General features: G+C 74.5%; 15 protein-coding genes and 1 pseudogene. 7 read left to right on the top strand and 9 right to left on the bottom strand.

What is annotated here, in order from left to right:
* Positions 1-17: 17 nt before the first annotated feature.
* The 3 genes from ABZ452_RS13440 to ABZ452_RS13430 form a co-directional block, all read right to left on the bottom strand.
* The gene (locus ABZ452_RS13440; protein WP_357942204.1) at positions 18-1,751 is read right to left on the bottom strand and encodes a DEAD/DEAH box helicase; all 1,734 of its coding nucleotides are present in this window, start codon (positions 1,749-1,751) and stop codon (positions 18-20) included.
* 180 nt (positions 1,752-1,931) lie between these two features.
* Positions 1,932-2,582: a TRIC cation channel family protein gene (locus tag ABZ452_RS13435; RefSeq protein ID WP_357942201.1), complete on the bottom strand. Its 651-nt coding sequence runs from the start codon at positions 2,580-2,582 to the stop codon at positions 1,932-1,934.
* Between the two features lie 40 nt (positions 2,583-2,622).
* The gene (locus tag ABZ452_RS13430; RefSeq protein WP_091579574.1) at positions 2,623-2,841 is read right to left on the bottom strand and encodes a DUF3039 domain-containing protein; all 219 of its coding nucleotides are present in this window, start codon (positions 2,839-2,841) and stop codon (positions 2,623-2,625) included.
* An 88-nt stretch (positions 2,842-2,929) separates the two neighbouring features.
* Between ABZ452_RS13430 and ABZ452_RS13425 the strand changes: the two genes are divergently transcribed.
* Both ABZ452_RS13425 and ABZ452_RS13420 read left to right on the top strand, forming a co-directional pair.
* The gene (locus tag ABZ452_RS13425; RefSeq protein WP_357942199.1) at positions 2,930-3,865 is read left to right on the top strand and encodes a pseudouridine-5'-phosphate glycosidase; all 936 of its coding nucleotides are present in this window, start codon (positions 2,930-2,932) and stop codon (positions 3,863-3,865) included.
* Complete coding sequence (locus ABZ452_RS13420; protein WP_357942197.1) at positions 3,862-4,758, top strand: PfkB family carbohydrate kinase; 897 nt, start codon at positions 3,862-3,864, stop codon at positions 4,756-4,758. Before ABZ452_RS13425 ends, ABZ452_RS13420 begins: the two co-directional genes overlap by 4 nt.
* A 36-nt stretch (positions 4,759-4,794) precedes the next feature.
* Here the strand turns inward: ABZ452_RS13420 and ABZ452_RS13415 are convergent, their stop codons facing one another.
* Positions 4,795-5,151, bottom strand: coding sequence for a DUF3099 domain-containing protein (locus ABZ452_RS13415; RefSeq protein WP_357942195.1), 357 nt, complete (start codon positions 5,149-5,151; stop codon positions 4,795-4,797).
* 107 nt (positions 5,152-5,258) lie between these two features.
* Between ABZ452_RS13415 and ABZ452_RS13410 the strand changes: the two genes are divergently transcribed.
* Entirely contained in the window at positions 5,259-5,570 is a 312-nt protein-coding gene (locus ABZ452_RS13410) for a hypothetical protein (protein ID WP_212837393.1), read from the top strand.
* Positions 5,560-5,871, top strand: coding sequence for a hypothetical protein (locus ABZ452_RS13405; protein WP_357942193.1), 312 nt, complete (start codon positions 5,560-5,562; stop codon positions 5,869-5,871). Before ABZ452_RS13410 ends, ABZ452_RS13405 begins: the two co-directional genes overlap by 11 nt.
* A gap of 3 nt (positions 5,872-5,874) precedes the next feature.
* On the opposite strand, the gene ABZ452_RS13400 is transcribed toward ABZ452_RS13405, so the two are convergent.
* From ABZ452_RS13400 to ABZ452_RS13390, 3 genes and pseudogenes are all read right to left on the bottom strand, one after another.
* Positions 5,875-7,107: a low temperature requirement protein A gene (locus tag ABZ452_RS13400; RefSeq protein ID WP_357942191.1), complete on the bottom strand. Its 1,233-nt coding sequence runs from the start codon at positions 7,105-7,107 to the stop codon at positions 5,875-5,877.
* 70 nt (positions 7,108-7,177) lie between these two features.
* Positions 7,178-7,762 (bottom strand): HhH-GPD-type base excision DNA repair protein, encoded by a 585-nt coding sequence (locus ABZ452_RS13395; protein ID WP_357942189.1) that lies wholly within the window; start codon positions 7,760-7,762, stop codon positions 7,178-7,180.
* Positions 7,763-7,876: 114 nt separating this feature from the next.
* Positions 7,877-9,058: pseudogene (locus ABZ452_RS13390) on the bottom strand (S8 family peptidase); the annotation flags it as partial.
* 217 nt (positions 9,059-9,275) lie between these two features.
* Here ABZ452_RS13390 and ABZ452_RS13385 point away from each other — a divergent pair.
* The gene (locus tag ABZ452_RS13385; RefSeq protein ID WP_357942187.1) at positions 9,276-10,760 is read left to right on the top strand and encodes a methyltransferase; all 1,485 of its coding nucleotides are present in this window, start codon (positions 9,276-9,278) and stop codon (positions 10,758-10,760) included.
* Positions 10,760-11,182, top strand: a complete 423-nt coding sequence (gene dtd, locus ABZ452_RS13380) for a D-aminoacyl-tRNA deacylase (protein WP_357942185.1) — start codon at positions 10,760-10,762, stop codon at positions 11,180-11,182. The genes ABZ452_RS13385 and dtd overlap by 1 nt, the downstream gene beginning before the upstream one ends.
* A gap of 14 nt (positions 11,183-11,196) precedes the next feature.
* Here the strand turns inward: dtd and ABZ452_RS13375 are convergent, their stop codons facing one another.
* A complete protein-coding gene (locus tag ABZ452_RS13375) occupies positions 11,197-11,985 on the bottom strand; it encodes a sporulation protein (protein WP_357942183.1) in 789 nt (262 codons plus the stop codon).
* Positions 11,986-12,211: 226 nt separating this feature from the next.
* Between ABZ452_RS13375 and sigB the strand changes: the two genes are divergently transcribed.
* On the top strand, positions 12,212-13,198 hold the full coding sequence (sigB, locus tag ABZ452_RS13370; protein ID WP_357942181.1) for an RNA polymerase sigma factor SigB: 987 nt from the start codon (positions 12,212-12,214) through the stop codon (positions 13,196-13,198).
* A gap of 141 nt (positions 13,199-13,339) precedes the next feature.
* Here sigB and ABZ452_RS13365 read toward each other — a convergent pair whose 3' ends face one another.
* Positions 13,340-15,895: a GNAT family N-acetyltransferase gene (locus tag ABZ452_RS13365; RefSeq protein ID WP_357942179.1), complete on the bottom strand. Its 2,556-nt coding sequence runs from the start codon at positions 15,893-15,895 to the stop codon at positions 13,340-13,342.
* Between the last annotated feature and the right edge of the window lie 9 nt (positions 15,896-15,904).

Raw genomic sequence — 15,904 nt, 5'->3', positions numbered from 1 at the left:
GGGCGGGGACGGGTGGTTCAGAGGGTCTGGACCGTGGCTATGCGTTCTTCCAGTTGCTCGATGGTCGCCTGGGCGCTGGGCGGGCCGCCGCAGAGGCGGCGCAGCTCGGCGTGGATCTTCCCGTGCGGCAGGCCGGTGCGGTGGTGGCGGGCCGCCACCAGAGCGTTCAGCTGGCGCCGGAGGGCCACCCGGCGCTGGGCGGCACTCATCGGGGGCGGGGCCGCCGCCGGGGCCGCAGAGGCCGGCTCAGCGGTCCGCTGGGTGGCCCGGCGCCGCTGCGCGGCGAGCTGCTCGGCCTGCCGCTTGGTGAGCAGCATCGACACCTGGTCGGCGGTGAGGAGCCCGGGCAGGCCGAGGTATTCCTCCTCCTCCGGGGTGCCCGCCTGCGCGGCGGTGCCGAAGGAGGCGCCGTCGAAGATCACCTGGTCCAGCTCGGCCGTCGCGGAGAGCGCGGCGAACCGCTTCTCCAGCTCACCGCTGGCCTGGTCGTCCCGCTGGGCACGCTCCAGCAGGTCGTCGTCGAGGCCGTCGGAGTCCTTCGGCTTGCCCAGCACGTGGTCCCGCTCGGCCTCCATCTCGCTGGCCAGGCCGAGCAGGTGCGGCACGCTGGGCAGGAAGACCGAGGCGGTCTCGCCGGGCCGGCGGGCCCGGACGAACCGGCCGATGGCCTGCGCGAAGTAGAGCGGCGTGCTGGCGCTGGTCGCGTAGACGCCGACGGCCAGCCGGGGGATGTCGACGCCCTCGGACACCATCCGCACCGCGACGAGCCAGCGCTGTTCGGAGGCCGCGAACGTCGCGATCCGCGCGGAGGCGCCCTGGTCGTCGGAGAGCACCACGGCGGCCTTCTCACCGGTCACCTGCTCCAGCAGCTTGGCGTACGAGCGGGCCACCTGCTGGTCGCTGGCGATCACCAGACCGCCGGCGTCGGGCATGCCGTTGTTGCGCAGCACGGTGAGCCGGGCGTCGGCGGCCCGCAGCACCTGCGGCATCCAGTCGCCCGCCGGGTCCAGCGCGGTACGCCAGGCCTGCGCGATGAGGTCCTGGGTCATCGGCTCGCCCAACCGGGCGGCCAGCTCCTCGCCGGCGTTGGTGCGCCACCGGGTCTCCCCCGAGTACGCCAGGAAGAGCACCGGCCGGACCACGCCCTCGCGCAGCGCGTCGGAGTAGCCGTAGACCGAGTCGGCGCGGGAGCGGAGCAGCCCGTCCCCGCCCCGCTCGTAGCTGACGAACGGGATCGGGTTGTCGTCGGAGCGGAACGGCGTGCCGGTGAGCATCAGCCGGCGTACCGCGGGCTCGAAGGCCGCCTTGACGCCGTCGCCCCAGGTCCGCGAGTCACCGGCGTGGTGGATCTCGTCGAGGATCACGAGGGTGCGCCGGGTCATGGTGCGCCGCCGGTGCACCTGCGGCGCCATGCCGACCTGGGCGTACGTGACGACCGCGCCGTGGAAGTCGGCCGCGGAGTGCAGGTCGGCGTTGCGGAAGGCGGCGTCGAGCTGGATGCCGACCCGGGCGGCGGACTCGGCCCACTGGGTCTTCAGGTGCTCGGTCGGCGCGACCACGGTGACCGCCTCGACGGTGCCGTCGTTCAGCAGCTCGGCGGCGATCCGGAGGGCGAAGGTGGTCTTGCCGGCGCCGGGCGTGGCGACCGCCGTGAAGTCGTCGGTGCGGCGGCGCAGGTACTCCACCATCGCCTTGCGCTGCCAGGCACGCAGGGGCGGGAACGTGTCGAGCGCCGGCAACCGCGGTGGCACGCGTGGCTCCTCTCCGACCGCACGACGGCGGACCCCGGCTGAGGGCCACGGGTGCCGCCGCCCATGAAAAGGCCCTCGCGCATCCGGTGCCGCGAAGGCCGACTCAGCATAACCAGCGGGGGCGTTCCGCCCCACTCGACGCCACGCTGGTCACATCCGCCCACCCCGCTGCGGCCGGGCTCAGCGCTGTGGTCCCCGGGTGCCGGTGCGCGGCGGCCGCATCGTCGGCACCGGGGCGGACCAGCGCCGCCGCAGCGACACCAGGCGCAGCGCGAAGACGAAGACGGCCGCGGCGGTCAGCGGCACCGCGGTCGCCGCGCCGTACGCCGACAGCAGCGCCACCGCGATCGACCCGGCGAGCGCGGCCACGGCGTAGATCTCCCGGCGCAGCACCACCGGGATCTCGCCGGTGAGCAGGTCGCGGCCCAGCCCACCGCCGATCGCCGTGAGCACGCCGATCATGCACGCGCCGACGGCCGGCACGTGGGCGTCGATGGCCTTGAGCGTGCCGGTGACGGTGAACAGGGCGAGACCGGCCGCGTCGAGCACCAGCACGGTGGTGCGCAGCCGGGCGAACTGGGGGTGCAGCCAGAAGACGGCGGCGGCGGTGACCGCCGCGGTGACCGCGTACCGCCAGTCGGCGAAGGCGAGCGGCGGCACCTCGTCGATGACCAGGTCGCGGAAGATCCCGCCGCCGAGGGCGGCGACGACGCCGACGAAGACCACCCCGAAGAGGTCGAGCCGTTTGGCCACCGCCGCGGAGGCGCCGGAGGCCGCGAAGACCGCCACGCCGGTGAGGTCGGCGAAGAGCAGGGCGGTGGAGGTGGTCACCGCCGCAGGTTACGCGGGCGGCCGGAACGGCCGCCCGGGATCACTCGCTGTACGAGTCGTAGATCTCCTTGCACTTCGGGCAGACCGGGGAACCGGGCTTGGCGGCCTTGGTGACCGGGAAGGTCTCGCCGCAGAGGGCCACCACGTAGGTGCCCATGACGGCACTCTCCGCGATCTTCTCCTTGCGGACGTAGTGGAACATCTCCGGGCCGGTGTCGGCGTCCTTCAGCTCGGGACGCTCGAGAACCTCTGTACTCACGACTACACCTCCAACGGTCCAGTTTTGCAGGTCGATCCGGCCCGGTCCACCTGGGCCCGCGCCGGAGGCGGCCCGTACCGTAGCCGAAGTGACCAACTTTCACATCAGTCTCGGCACCGAGGTGGCCGACGCCCTGCGCGACGGGCGTCCGGTCGTCGCCCTGGAGAGCACCATCGTCTCGCACGGCCTGCCCCGACCGGACAATCTTCACGTCGCGCGTCAGATCGAGCAGGCGGTCCGGGACGCGGGAGCCGTTCCGGCCACCATCGGCATGGTCGCCGGTGAGCTGATCGTGGGGCTGGACGACGCCCAGCTCACCCGGCTCGCCACGGTCGACGGGGTGAGCAAGCTCTCGGTGCGTGACCTCGCCGTGGCGGCGGCCACCGGCGCGGACGGCGCCACCACCGTGGCGGCGACCAGCGCGGTGGCCGCGGCGGCCGGGATCGGCGTCTTCGCCACCGGCGGCCTGGGCGGGGTGCACCGGGAGGCCGCGCAGACCTTCGACGAGTCCGCCGACCTGGTCACCCTGGCCCGGACGCCGATCGCGGTGGTCTGCGCCGGGGTGAAGTCGATCCTCGACGTGGGCGCCACCCTGGAACGGCTGGAAACCCTCGGGGTGAGCGTGGTGGGCTACCGCACCCGCCGCTTCCCCGGCTTCTACCTCACCGACGCGGGCCACGACCTGGACTGGTCGGTGGAGTCGCCGGAGCAGGCGGCCGACGTGCTGGCCGCCCGCCGGGAGCAGGGCGTGCACTCCGGCGGGCTGATCGTGGCGAACCCGCTGCCGGTGGACGAGCAGCTCGACCCCGCGCTGCACGACCGCACCCTGGCCACGGGGCTGGCCATGCTGGCCCGCGACGGCGTGACCGGCAAGGCGGTGACCCCGTTCCTGCTGGCCCACTTCCACTCCGCCACCGAGGGCGCCAGCCTGGCCGTGAACGTGCGGATCATCCTGCGCAACGCCGACCTGGCGGCCCGGATCGCGGTCGCCGCGGCGGCCCGCCCCACCGCCACCCCGGCATGAGCCCCGCCCCCCGCATCCTCGTCGTCGGCGACGTCATCACCGACGTGCTCGCGGTGCTGTCCGGTCCCCTCGCCACCGGCTCGGACACCGCGGCCGGGATCCGGTTCAGCGGCGGCGGCCAGGCGGCCAACACCGCGGCCTGGCTCGCCGGCCAGGGGGCGGCCGTCACGCTGGTCGCCGCGGTCGGCGACGACGAGACGGGCCGCGAGCGGGTCGCCGAACTGGAGCGGGTCGGGGTGACCTGTGCCGTGGAGCGCCACGAGGGCTACCCCACCGGCACGGTCATCGTGCTCACCCACGACGGGGAGCGGACCATGGTCAGCCAGCGCGGGGCGAACCTGCGGCTGACCAGCGGTCACGTCGACCGCACCGTCGCGGCGGCGCCCGACGCCGGGCATCTGCACCTGTCCGCGTACACCCTGCTGGACGTCGGGTCGCGCGGCGCGGGCCTGCGCGCGCTGGCCGCCGCCCGCGAGCGCGGGCTCACCACCAGCGTCGACGCGGCCTCCGCGGCCCCGCTGCGGCGGGTCGGGACCGCGTTCCTGACCTGGGTACGCGACGTCGACCTGCTGCTGGTCAACACGGACGAGGCGACGGTGCTGGCCGGCGGGCTGGACCCGGCGGCGCAGGCCCGGGCGCTGACCTCGGTGGCCCACCGGGTGGTGGTGAAGCGGGGTGCGGCCGGCGCGGTCTGGGTGGACCGGACCGGGCTGGTCGAGACGGCCCCGGCGCCCGGGGTGGCCGTGGTGGACGTGACCGGGGCGGGCGACGCCTTCGCCGCCGGCCTGCTCACCGCCTGGCTGGCCGGCGCGGACCCGCGCGCGGCGCTGGCCCGGGCCGGCGATCTGGGCGCGCTGGCGGTTACCACCGTCGGCGCGCGGCCCCAGCCCTGACGGCGGACCGGTCCGGGCGGCGAGCGCCCGGGCCGGTCACGGCTCGGCGTCGATGACCTTGTGCGGGCGTTCCTCGGCGGACAGCGCCATGGGCGGGGTGTCGTCGCGGTGGCGGGGCTGGAACCTGCCGGCCAGCCGGTGCTCCTCCTTGGGCGGGCGGTCGTTGGCCAGCAGCACGGCCAACCACGGGATGAGCACCATCCCGAGGCCGCAGAGCGGCAGCCAGAGCCAGAGCAGCGGTGCATGCACGCCCATCAGAACCGCACCGATCACCAGGCACACGACCCGGATTCCCATCATCAGCACGTAGCGCTTCTGCCGGCTGGTGAGCTGGTCGTCCTGGCTGCGCGAGGCGTCGGTGATCAGGATCGGCTGATACGCCTGACGCTTCACCACGGACCTCCTCGAGGGGATTACGACTCATCCTGTCACCCTCGACGGTTGATCGGCGAAAATCGTGACAAGGGCGGCGCGTGTTACGTGCGTGGTACGCTCGCCCCGTGGGCAACCGGTTCAGCTTCACCGACGAGGCGTTGGCCAACCTGCGGGTCTACGACGTCACGCCCGGGGAAGTCTGGGAGGCCCTGCACAGCACGCGGCGGGTCATCCGGCACCTCGGCGACGACGTCATGGTGGTCTACGCGACCGACCACCGGGGTCGACGCCTCGCGGTGCTGCTGGCCGAGGCCGACGGCAGCGACAACGACTGGGACATCCTCTCCGCCCGCGAACTGAGCGACGTCGAGGCCAAGCGCTACGACGACGCGGTGCGGAGGTCACGCCGACGAGGAGGCGGTCACGATGCACCGTAACGAGGCGACCAAGCGGTTCCACGACGGCAGCGACGCGCTCGCCGACCTGATCGACGAGACGCAGCCCGCGGAGCTGCCCACCCCCGACACCGACGTGCCGATGGTCAGCCGCTCGGTGCGCCTCCCGCTGGAGACGTACGAGCGGGTCCGGGCGGCCGCCGAGACGCGCGGCATCGGGGTGACCACGCTCATGCGCCAGTGGATCGAGGCGGGTCTTGCCGACCTCGATGACTCGGCCACGGTCTCCCTGGCCGACGTGCGCCGGGCCCTGGCCGCGCTGTCCCGACCCACCGCCGCCTGAGCGTCACGCCTCCGGGCCGCTGGTCTCCGGCCCCTTCCGCCCGAGCGGGGAGGCCGACATCTCCGGCGGGTGACCCCGGCTGCGCCGCGCGTCCGCCAGCGCCACCACGGCCAGCACGGCGGCCACCAGCGACAGGGCCCGCACGGCCGGTCCGTGCGCCAGCAGGGGCGCGAGCAGGAGCAGCGCGGCCGCGCCGAGTATCCGGGGCAGCGAGACGCGGGCGAAGATCTCGTACTCGAAGCGGGCCCGGCCGGCCAGGAAGAGCAGCGGCCCGCCCACCACGAAGAGCAGCAGGGCCGCGTCGGACCGGTGGAACGGATCGGCGATGGCCACCTCGTAGCCGACCGCCGCGGTGAGCACGCCGAGCACCATGACCAGGTGGGTGATCGTGGCCGACGTGCCGAGCCGGCCCGGCACGGGCGCCAGCCGCAGCGCCTCGGCCAGCAGGTGCCCGGCCCGGTGGAAGTAGATCCGCCAGAGCAGCGCGGTGGTGACGAAGGCGACCGCGAAGGCGCCCGCGCCCTCCCCCGAGAATTTCTCGCCGCTGTAGGTCACCCCGATGACGAGGATGGACTCCCCGAGCGCGATGAGGAAGATCTGCTGGTAGCGCTCGGCCAGGTGCTCCCCGGCGATCTGCCAGGCGCCGATCGGCGCGGACCCGATCCGGGGCAGCGGCCACCCCGCGAACAGGGCGGCGTAGTCGACGATCAGCGCGAGGGCCCAGAGCGGCAGGCGCAGGTCGTCCGGGCCGAGCGCCCCGGCCAGCCAGAGCGGCGCGGTCGCCGCCGCCCAGGCGGCCAGCCGGAGCGGCACCAGCCGCCGCGGGTGGCCCCGCAGCGCGGCGGCGATGATGAGCGGCCGGCCGAGCATCACCGCCAGGTACGCGAGGGCGAACGGCAGCGCGCGCTCCTCCAGGGCCCGCGGCAGCGTCACCCCCATCACCAGGCTCGCGAACATGGTGCCGACCACGACGGCCTGGATGACCGTCTGCTCGGGCTCGTACCGGCTGGTCACCCAGACGGTGATCGTCCAGATCAGCCACAACACCAGGAAGAGCAGCACGGTACGGCCGACCGTGGCGGCCAGCGCCCACCCGGTGGCCGGCAGGCCGTTGATCAGCCGCTGGGAGACCCGGGTCAGCGCGAAGACGAAGACCAGGTCGAAGAAGAGCTCCAGGAAGGTGGCACGCGCGGCGCTCCCCGGCGGGCGCAGCAGCGCCGCGCCGCGTTCCTCCACCGTGTCACCCCCGTCCGCCGTCCTGGCTCCCAACGACCGGGGCGCCGCACCGGTTGCGCGGCGGGTCGCGTCAGCCCTTGGCGGCCTTCGCCTCCGCCTTCATCCGCTGCTTGAACTCCCGGACGCGGCGCAGCGACTCGGGATCGGTCACGTCGGCCACCGACCGGTACGCGTCGGCGTCGCCGTAACCGCCGGCCGCCTCGCGCCAGCCGTCCGGGGTGATCCCGAACCGCTTGCCCAGCAGGGCCACGAAGATCTGCGCCTTCTGCCGGCCGAAGCCGGGCAGCTCGCCGACCCGGCGCAGCAGGTCCCGGCCGTCGGCCGCCTCCGACCAGAGCCGGGCCGGGTCGCCGTCGTAGCGCTCGACGAGGGCGCGGCAGACCTCCTGCACCCGGGCCGCCATGGCCTTGGGGAACCGGTGCAGGGCCGGCGGGGTGGCGAACAGCTCGACCAGGCCCTCCGGCGAGTACTCGGCCAGCTCCCGGGCGTCCGGCTCGTGGCCGAGCCGCTGCGCCAGCACGTACGGGGAGGAGAACGCCTTCTCCATCGGCACCTGCTGGTCCAGCACCATGCCGAGGAGCAGGGCCAGCGGGCTGCGCGCCAGCAGCTCGTTGGCCTGCGGGTCGATGGGCAGCGAGAGCGTCATGCCCCCCATCCTGCCCCGCGTGCCGCCGCCTGCCACGCCGACTCCCCGCGGCGGGCGCGGCACGGCCCGATGGACAGGGGTGGGGTCCACCGGGCCGTGCCGCCGCGAGAGTCGTCAGTTGACGACGAAGAGCAGGCGGTTCGGCGAGCCCGAGCCGGGGTTGGTCACCTTGCCGGTGGTGGCGTTGGTGGTCAGGTAGCTGGTCACCTGCGCCGGGGTGTACGACGGGTTGGCGCCGAGCACGAGCGCGGCGGCGCCGGCCACGTGCGGCGACGCCATCGAGGTGCCGCTCAGCGTGCTGCTGGCGGTGTCGCTGGTCCGGTACGCGGAGACGATGCTCGACCCGGGGGCGAAGATGTCCACGCAGGAGCCGTAGTTGGAGAAGGACGAGCGCGCGTCGCTGCTGGTGGTGGAGCCGACGGTGATCGCGGCCGCGGCGCGGGCCGGCGAGGAGTTGCAGGCGTTGGCGGTGGAGTTGCCGGCCGCGACCGCGTACGTGACGCCGGAGTTGACCGAGTTGGTCACCGCGTTGTCGATCGAGCTGCTGGCGCCGCCGCCGAGGCTCATGTTGGCCACGGCCGGCTTCACGGCGTTCGAGGTGACCCAGTTGATGCCGCTCACCACGCCGGTGGTGCTGCCGCTGCCGGAGCAGTTGAGCACCTTGACCGCGACGAGGCGGACGCCCTTGGCCACGCCGTACCGGGTGCCGCCGACGGTGCCGGCGACGTGGGTGCCGTGGCCGTTGCAGTCGGTGTTGTTGCTGTCGACCGTGTTGGTGCCCCAGGTGGCCCGGCCACCGAAGTCGGTGTGGGTGGTCCGGATGCCGGTGTCGATGATGTACGCCCGGACGTTCGAGGCCGTGTTCGGGTAGGTGTAGCTGGCGTTCAGCGGCAGGTTGCGCTGGTCGATCCGGTCCAGGCCCCAGGACGGCGGGTTGGTCTGGGTGGCCTGGGTGGTGACCACCCGGTCCTGCTCGACGTACGCGACGGCCGGGTCGGCGGCCAGCCGGCGGGCCTGGGCGGGGCTCAGCTTCGCGCTGTAGCCGGTGAGGGCGGCGCTCCACACCGTGCCGACGCTGCCGCCGTAACGCTTGGCCAGGCCGGCGGCGCGGTCCGGCACGGCGGTGCGGGCGGCGAGGCTGTTCGCGGCCCCGACCGCGTCGCCCTTCAGCACCACGAGGTAGCTGCCGCTGATGGCGTCGGGGGCGGAGGCGTAGCGGACGTCGCCGGTGGGTGCGGCGAGGGCGGGGGTGGAGGCGGCGGCGGCGAGGGCCGCGGCGGCGGCCGTGACGGCGAGCGCGCGCAGCGCGCGTCGCCGGGGAACGGACACGTCGGACATCGTCTGGCTCCCTACCGGGCGCGCCCGGGCTCTCGGCCACCGGGACGCCCATCGGCGGATGTTGGGGCAGATGGTAGCCAGACATTGATGAACATGAAAGAGATAACAGCCGATACCCTGAGCTGGCGGTATGGATCTGCCGGGTGCCGGCCGGGAGAGCGGCCCGGGGAGGCAGGATGACGACGTGGACCGTCACGACATGCTGCTCTCCCCCGCCGGCGTCGACGCGCTGCGCACCGCGCTGACCCGGGCGCGCTTCACCGCCAACGGCATCGCCGACCGGCTGGGCGCGCAGGCCACCGGCGCGGTGGCCCGCAACGACTTCCGGGCCGCGCTGCGCGCCACCGAGGACCGCGACCCGCTCGCCACGCTCATCCGGGTCTACATCTGCGACCAGACCGAGCCGGAGCCGGCGGTGGCCGCCGCGCTCGCCCCGTTGACCGTCGAGGAGGCACTGGCCGGGGGCGTGGTCGAGCGGCACGGCGACGGCCTGCGCGCCGGGGTCGACCTGGAGCCGTACGGGGACGACTGGTTCGTGCTCGCCGACGTGCCGGCCAGCGCCCGCCCCGGCCGCCCGCTGCACGCCGAGCACGTGCTGGGCATCGGCGGGGCCACCCAGACGCTGATCGGCGCGACCGTGCGCCGGCCCGTGGACACCGCGCTGGACCTCGGCACCGGCTCGGGCGTCCAGGCCCTGCACCTGTCCACCCACGCCCGCCGGATCACCGCCACCGACGTCTCCGAACGGGCGCTGCGCTTCGCCGCCACCACCGCCGCCCTGAACGGGCAGGACTGGGAGCTGCTCCGCGGCGACCTGGTCGCCCCGGTGGCCGGCCGCCGGTTCGACCTGGTGGTCAGCAACCCGCCGTTCGTGGTCGGGCCCGGCACCACCACGCACGTCTACCGCGACTCCGGCCGGGTCGGCGACGCCGTCGGCGCCGAGCTGGCCGCCGCCGCCCCGCACCTGCTCACCGAGGGCGGGACGATGCAGTACCTGGCCAACTGGGTGCACGTCACCGGCGAGGACTGGGCCGAGCGGGTGACCGGCTGGTTCGCCGGCACCGGGCTGGACGCCTGGGTGATCCAGCGTGAGGTGGCCGACCCGATGGCGTACGTCAACCTGTGGCTCACCGACGTCGGCGAGACGGCCGACCCGCAGCGGATGGCGGCCTGGCTGGACTGGTTCGACGCGCACAAGGTGGAGGCGGTCGGGTTCGGCATCGTCTCGCTGCGCCGCGCCGGCCACGACGAGCCGGTCGTCCGGGTGGAGGACCTGCGCCAGCGGGTGGAGCCGCCGCTGGGCGACCGGGTGGGCGAGTGGTTCGACCGCCAGAACTGGCTGCGCGCCCGGGACACCGACGGCCTGCTGGCCGCCCGCTACCGGGCCGCCGACGGGCTCCAGCTGCGCCAGGAGGCCACCATGGGCGCCGACGGCTGGGCCGTGGACCGGCAGGTCCTCGCCATGCCGCACGGGCTGCGCTGGTCCGAGGAGATCGACCCGCTGGTGCTCGCCCTGGTCGGCGGCGCGGACGGCCGGCTGCCGCTGCGCGACCAGCTCGCCCTGCTCGCCGCCGCGCACGACGTCGCGCCGGACGAGCTGGCCGAGGCGGCCGGGCCCATCGTGGCGCACCTGGTCGAGCGCGGCCTGATCGAGCCGGTGGCGGACTGATGCGGGCGGTGGTGCAGACGGTGGGCCGGGCCGCCGTGACGGTCGACGGCGAGGTGGTCGGTGCGATCAACGACGGGCTGCTGGTGCTGCTCGGCGTGACCCACACCGACACCCCGCAGGTGGCGGCCGCCATGGCCCGCAAGGTCCACGAGCTGCGCATCCTGGACGACGAGCGCAGCGCCGCCGACACCGGGGCGCCGATCCTGGTGGTCAGCCAGTTCACCCTCTACGGCGACGCCCGCAAGGGCCGGCGGCCCAGCTGGACGGCCGCCGCCCCCGCGGAACTCGCGGAACCCCTGGTGGAGGCGGTGGTGGGAGAGCTACGCCAGCGCGGCGCCAAGGTCGAGACCGGCCGCTTCCGCACCCACATGCTGGTGGAGAGCGTCAACGTGGGCCCCCGCACCCTCCTCCTGGACCTGTAACTCGCCCCTGGCGATCAGAAGAAGAGGCCGCGGCGGGACAGCGACTGGCGCAGCCAGCCGTCGAGCTGGGCGGCCCAGTCGGTGCGGTCCGCCGTCGCGTGGTCGACCGTGAAGCGGCCGAACGCGTCGCGGCCCTCGGTGAACAGGCCGCCGCGCTTGTCCAGCTCCAGCACCACGTGCACCTGCTGCGGGTCGGTGACGAAGGTCAGTTCGAGCTGGTTCATCGCGCGTGCGTACTGCGGCGCCGGGTGGAACTCGATCTCCTGGTAGAACGGCAGACTCTGCCGTACGCCGTAGAGGTGGCCGCGCTCGACGTCGGCCCGGGCGAACCGGAAACCCAACCGCAGCAACGCCTCCAGCAGCCGCTCCTGAGCGGGCAGCGGGTGCACCACCACGGCGTCCAGGTCGCCCTTGTCGACGGCCCGCGCCACCTCCAGCTCGGTGCGCAGGCCCATGGTCATCCCGTGCAGGTGCTGGCCGTAGAGGTCGGTGAGCGGCGTCTCCCAGGGCACCTGGAAGCGGAACGGCACCTCGTACCGCTGCCCCGGGTCCAGCCGGAACGGGCCGGTCACCTGGGCGCGGCCGAACTCCTGCGTGGTGTCGTACTCCGAGTCGCCGCTCTCCACCTCGACCCGGGTGACCAGGCCGAGCGCGACGTAGCTCACATCCACCGGGTGGTCCCCGCCGACCACCTGGATGCGGCCCTCCACCTGCCCGCCGGGGCGGCAGTTCGGGTTGGCCAGGACCGTCTCCACCGACGGTCCACCCACACCCATCGCCTGCATGAGCCGCTTGAAGACCACCACGTCCTCCGATCGCCTGTGCGTCGCCGCGCCTCGCTGGCCGGCCGCTGGCACGGTAACCGGGCCCGGCAAGGCACAGCCGCTGTTCCGCCCGGATTGCTGTCGGGTCCCCGATCGCCTCACTCCCGTTTCACGCCCCGCCCGCCAAGCTGTTCCTCACCGGCACCACTGCGGCAACGGACGGCACGGAACCGGTACGGCACGACGGACACGGGGAGAAATCGAGATGGCCCAGCAGATGATCGAGCACCAGGACATGGACGTCACCCTGACGGACCTGGACGCCACCGACGAGCGCGGCGTCTCCACGGATCTGGTCCGGGCGTACCTGAACGGCATCGGCCGCACCAAGCTGCTCACCGCGGCGCAGGAGGTGGAGCTGAGCAAGCGGATCGAGGCCGGCCTCTTCGCCGAGGAGAAGCTCTCCACCTGCACCCCCGTCTCGGGCGAACTGCGCGCCGACCTGGAGCTGATCGCGGCCGAGGGCCGCGCCGCCAAGGACCACCTGCTGGAGGCGAACCTGCGGCTGGTGGTGAGCATCGCCAAGCGCTACACCGGTCGCGGCATGGCCTTCCTCGACCTCATCCAGGAGGGCAACCTCGGCCTGATCCGCGCGGTCGAGAAGTTCGACTACACCAAGGGCTACAAGTTCTCCACCTACGCCACCTGGTGGATCCGCCAGGCCATCACCCGCGCCATGGCCGACCAGGCCCGCACCATCCGCATCCCGGTGCACATGGTCGAGCAGGTCAACCGGATGGTCCGGGTCCGCCGCGAGCTGGCGGTCACGCTGGGCCGGGAACCCACCGTCGCCGAGGTGGCCACCGCGCTGGAGGTCCCGGAGTACCAGGTGATCGAGCTGATCTCGTACGACCGGGAGCCGGTGAGTCTGGACCAGACGGTCGGCGAGGACGGCGAGAGCGCGCTGGGCGACTTCGTGGCCGCCGTGGACCCCAACGCCGACCCGGGTGACGCCGCCGGCGACGGCGAACTCCGCAACGAGGTGCGCATCGTGCTGGCCACCCTCTCCCAGCGGGAGCAGGCGGTCATCCGGCTGCGGTTCGGCCTGGACGACGGCCGGCAGCGCACCCTCGACGAGGTGGGCCGCGAGTTCGGGCTGTCCCGGGAGCGGATCCGGCAGATCGAGAAGGTGACGCTGCTGAAGCTGCGTGACCCGGAGCGGGCCAACCGGCTGGAGGCGTACGCCTGCTGATCCGGACCGACCCGACAGGCCCCGGCGGTTCGCCGGGGCCTGTCGCGCGTGAAGCGGCGGCCCCCGGGCGGTCACCCTGGGACGATGAACCCGGTCGGCAACGCCTGGGAAGTGCAGCAGATCTCCAGCCGGGGCTGAGCCTCACAGCCGGCGCGGGCCGGTGTCCGGGCGGGGCGCCTCGGCGCCGGTGCGGACGGTGGCGTGCAGCACCGCGAGGCCGTCCGGCCGGGCCAGCACCGGGTTGAGGGTGAGCGACCGGACGCGGGGCTGCTCGTCGGCGAGCCGACCGACCCGCAGCAGCAGGTCGACCAGGGCGGCCCGGTCCACCGGCGCGGCGCCCCGGTGGCCGCGCAGCAGCGGCGCGGCCCGGGGCTCGTCGACCAGCTCGGCGGCGTCCCGGTCGGTCAGCGGCACCGCCCGCCACGCCCGGTCGCCGAGCAGTTCGGTGGCCACGCCGCCCAGGCCGAAGCCGACCACCGGCCCGAACGCCGGGTCCTCCACCAGCTCCACCACGCAGGCCACCCCGGGCGGGACCATCGGCTGGACCAGCACGTCCGCGCCGAAGACCGGGGCCATCTCGGCGTACGCGCGGCGCAGCGCGGCGGCGTCGGCCAGGTCGAGCCGGACCGCGCCCAGGTCGAGGCGGTGCCGCAGTCCGGAGGCGGCCGCCTTCAGTGCGACGGGCCACCCGAGCCGCTCCGCCGCCGCCACCGCCTCCTCGGCCGAGTGCGCCGGCGCCGACTCCACCACGTCGATCCCGTAAGCCCGCAGCAGCGCCGCCGGATCGGCGCCGTCCGGGCGCAGCGCGGCCTGACCGGCCACCCGGTCCAGCCGGTCCAGCTCGGGCAGCGTGCCGGGCGGGCGGCGCAGCCAGTCGGCGTACGTGGTGACCCGGGCCAGGGCCCGGACGGCCTCCTCCACGCTCGGGTACGCGGGCACCCCGGCGGGCACCCGGCCGGCGAGGAAGGTGGCCACCACCGGCTTGCCGGTGGCCCGCGCGTCGGGCAGGGCGGCGGTGAAGTCGGCCTCCGGGTCGGTGAGCTGGCCGGGCAGCGGCGGGGCGAACACCGCCACCACGGCGTCCACCCGCTCATCGGCGGCGGACGCCGCGAGCGCGGCGGCGTACCGCGCGGCGGTGGCCCGGGGGCCCACGTCGTGCGGGTAGCCGTCGGCCACGGTGAGGCCCTGGGCCGCGCAGGCCGTGGCGGCCAGCCCGGTCAGCGCCGAGGCGTTGCCGACCACGGCGACCCGCCGGCCGGCCGGCAGCGGCTGGTGGGCCAGGAGCACGCCGACGTCGAGCAGCTCGGCGACGGTGTCCACCCGGATCACACCGGACTGGGCGAACAGGGCGCTCACCGCGGCGGCGTCCAGGGCCGGCGCGTCGCCGACCCCCGGCGGGCGGGCCAGCGAGGCGAGCGCCACGACCGGCTTGCTCCGGCCGATCCGCCGGGCCAGCCGGGCGAACTTGCGCGGGTTGCCGAACGTCTCCAGGTAGAGCGTGATGACGTCGGTGCCCGGATCGTCCTGCCAGTACTGGAGCAGGTCGTTGCCGGAGACGTCGGCCCGGTTGCCGGCGGAGACGAAGCTGGACAGGCCGAGCCCCCGCCGGGACGCCTCGGCAAGCAGGGCCACCCCGAACGCGCCGGACTGGCTGAACACGCCGACCCGGCCGGGGGCGGGCAGCACCGGGGCGAGGGTGGCGTTGAGGCGTACCGCGGGGTCGGTGTTGGCGACGCCCAGGCAGTTCGGGCCGACCACCCGCATGCCGGCCAGGTGGGCGGCGCGGACCAGGGCGCGCTGGGCGGCCGCCCCCGCCGGGCCGGACTCGGCGAACCCGGCGGAGATCACCACCAGCCCGTGCGCGCCGGCCCGCGCGGCGTCGGCGACCACCCCGGTCATCGCCTCGGGCGCGACGGCCACCACGGCCAGGTCGACGTCCTCGCCGGCGTCGACCGCCGACGGGTACGCGGGCAGCCCCGCCACGGTCGCCGCGGTCGGGTGCACGGGGACGATCGCGCCGGTGAACCCGCCGTCGCGCAGGTGCCCGAGCAGGGCCGCGCCGACGCCCTGACCGGTGGTGCTGGCGCCGTAGACGGCGATGCCGCGCGGGGCGAGCAGCCGGGCGATCGAGCGGGACTCCGTGCGGTGCTCCCGGCCGCGCTGCACCTCCACGGTCGCCTCGGTGGGGGCGATCGGGAAGTTCAGGTGCACCACGCCGTCGGCGAACTGGCGCTGGACCTGGTAACCGAAGTCGGAGAACACCCGCAGCATCGTCCCGTTGGCCGGCAGCACCTCGGCAACGAAGTGCACGATGCCGTAGCGCCGGGCCGCGTCGGCCAGGTGCTCCAGCAGCACCGAGCCGATGCCCCGGCCCTGGTACGCGTCCTCCACCACGAACGCCACCTCGGCCTCCGGCGAGCCGGGACCGAGCCGCTCGTACCGGCCGACGGCGACGATCAGATCGCCGGCCAGCACCACGAACGCCTCCCGGTCGCGGTGGTCGACGTTCACGAACCGCTGCAGGTCCCGCTCGGGGATGCGCGGGTACGGCGAGAAGTAGCGCAGGTAGCGGGTGCGCTCGGAGAAGCGCGAGTGCATGGCCACGATGGCCGCGGCGTCGTCCGGGCGGATCTGCCGCAGCTGGACGGTCGTGCCGTCGCTGAGCAGCACGTCCACCGGTTGCTCGACGGTGGTCACCGGTCGGTC

Origin of the sequence: Micromonospora sp. NPDC005707, from assembly GCF_040631005.1 — a bacterium.
Lineage (GTDB): Bacteria > Actinomycetota > Actinomycetes > Mycobacteriales > Micromonosporaceae > Micromonospora.
This window is presented reverse-complemented; position numbering and strand designations above follow the sequence as displayed.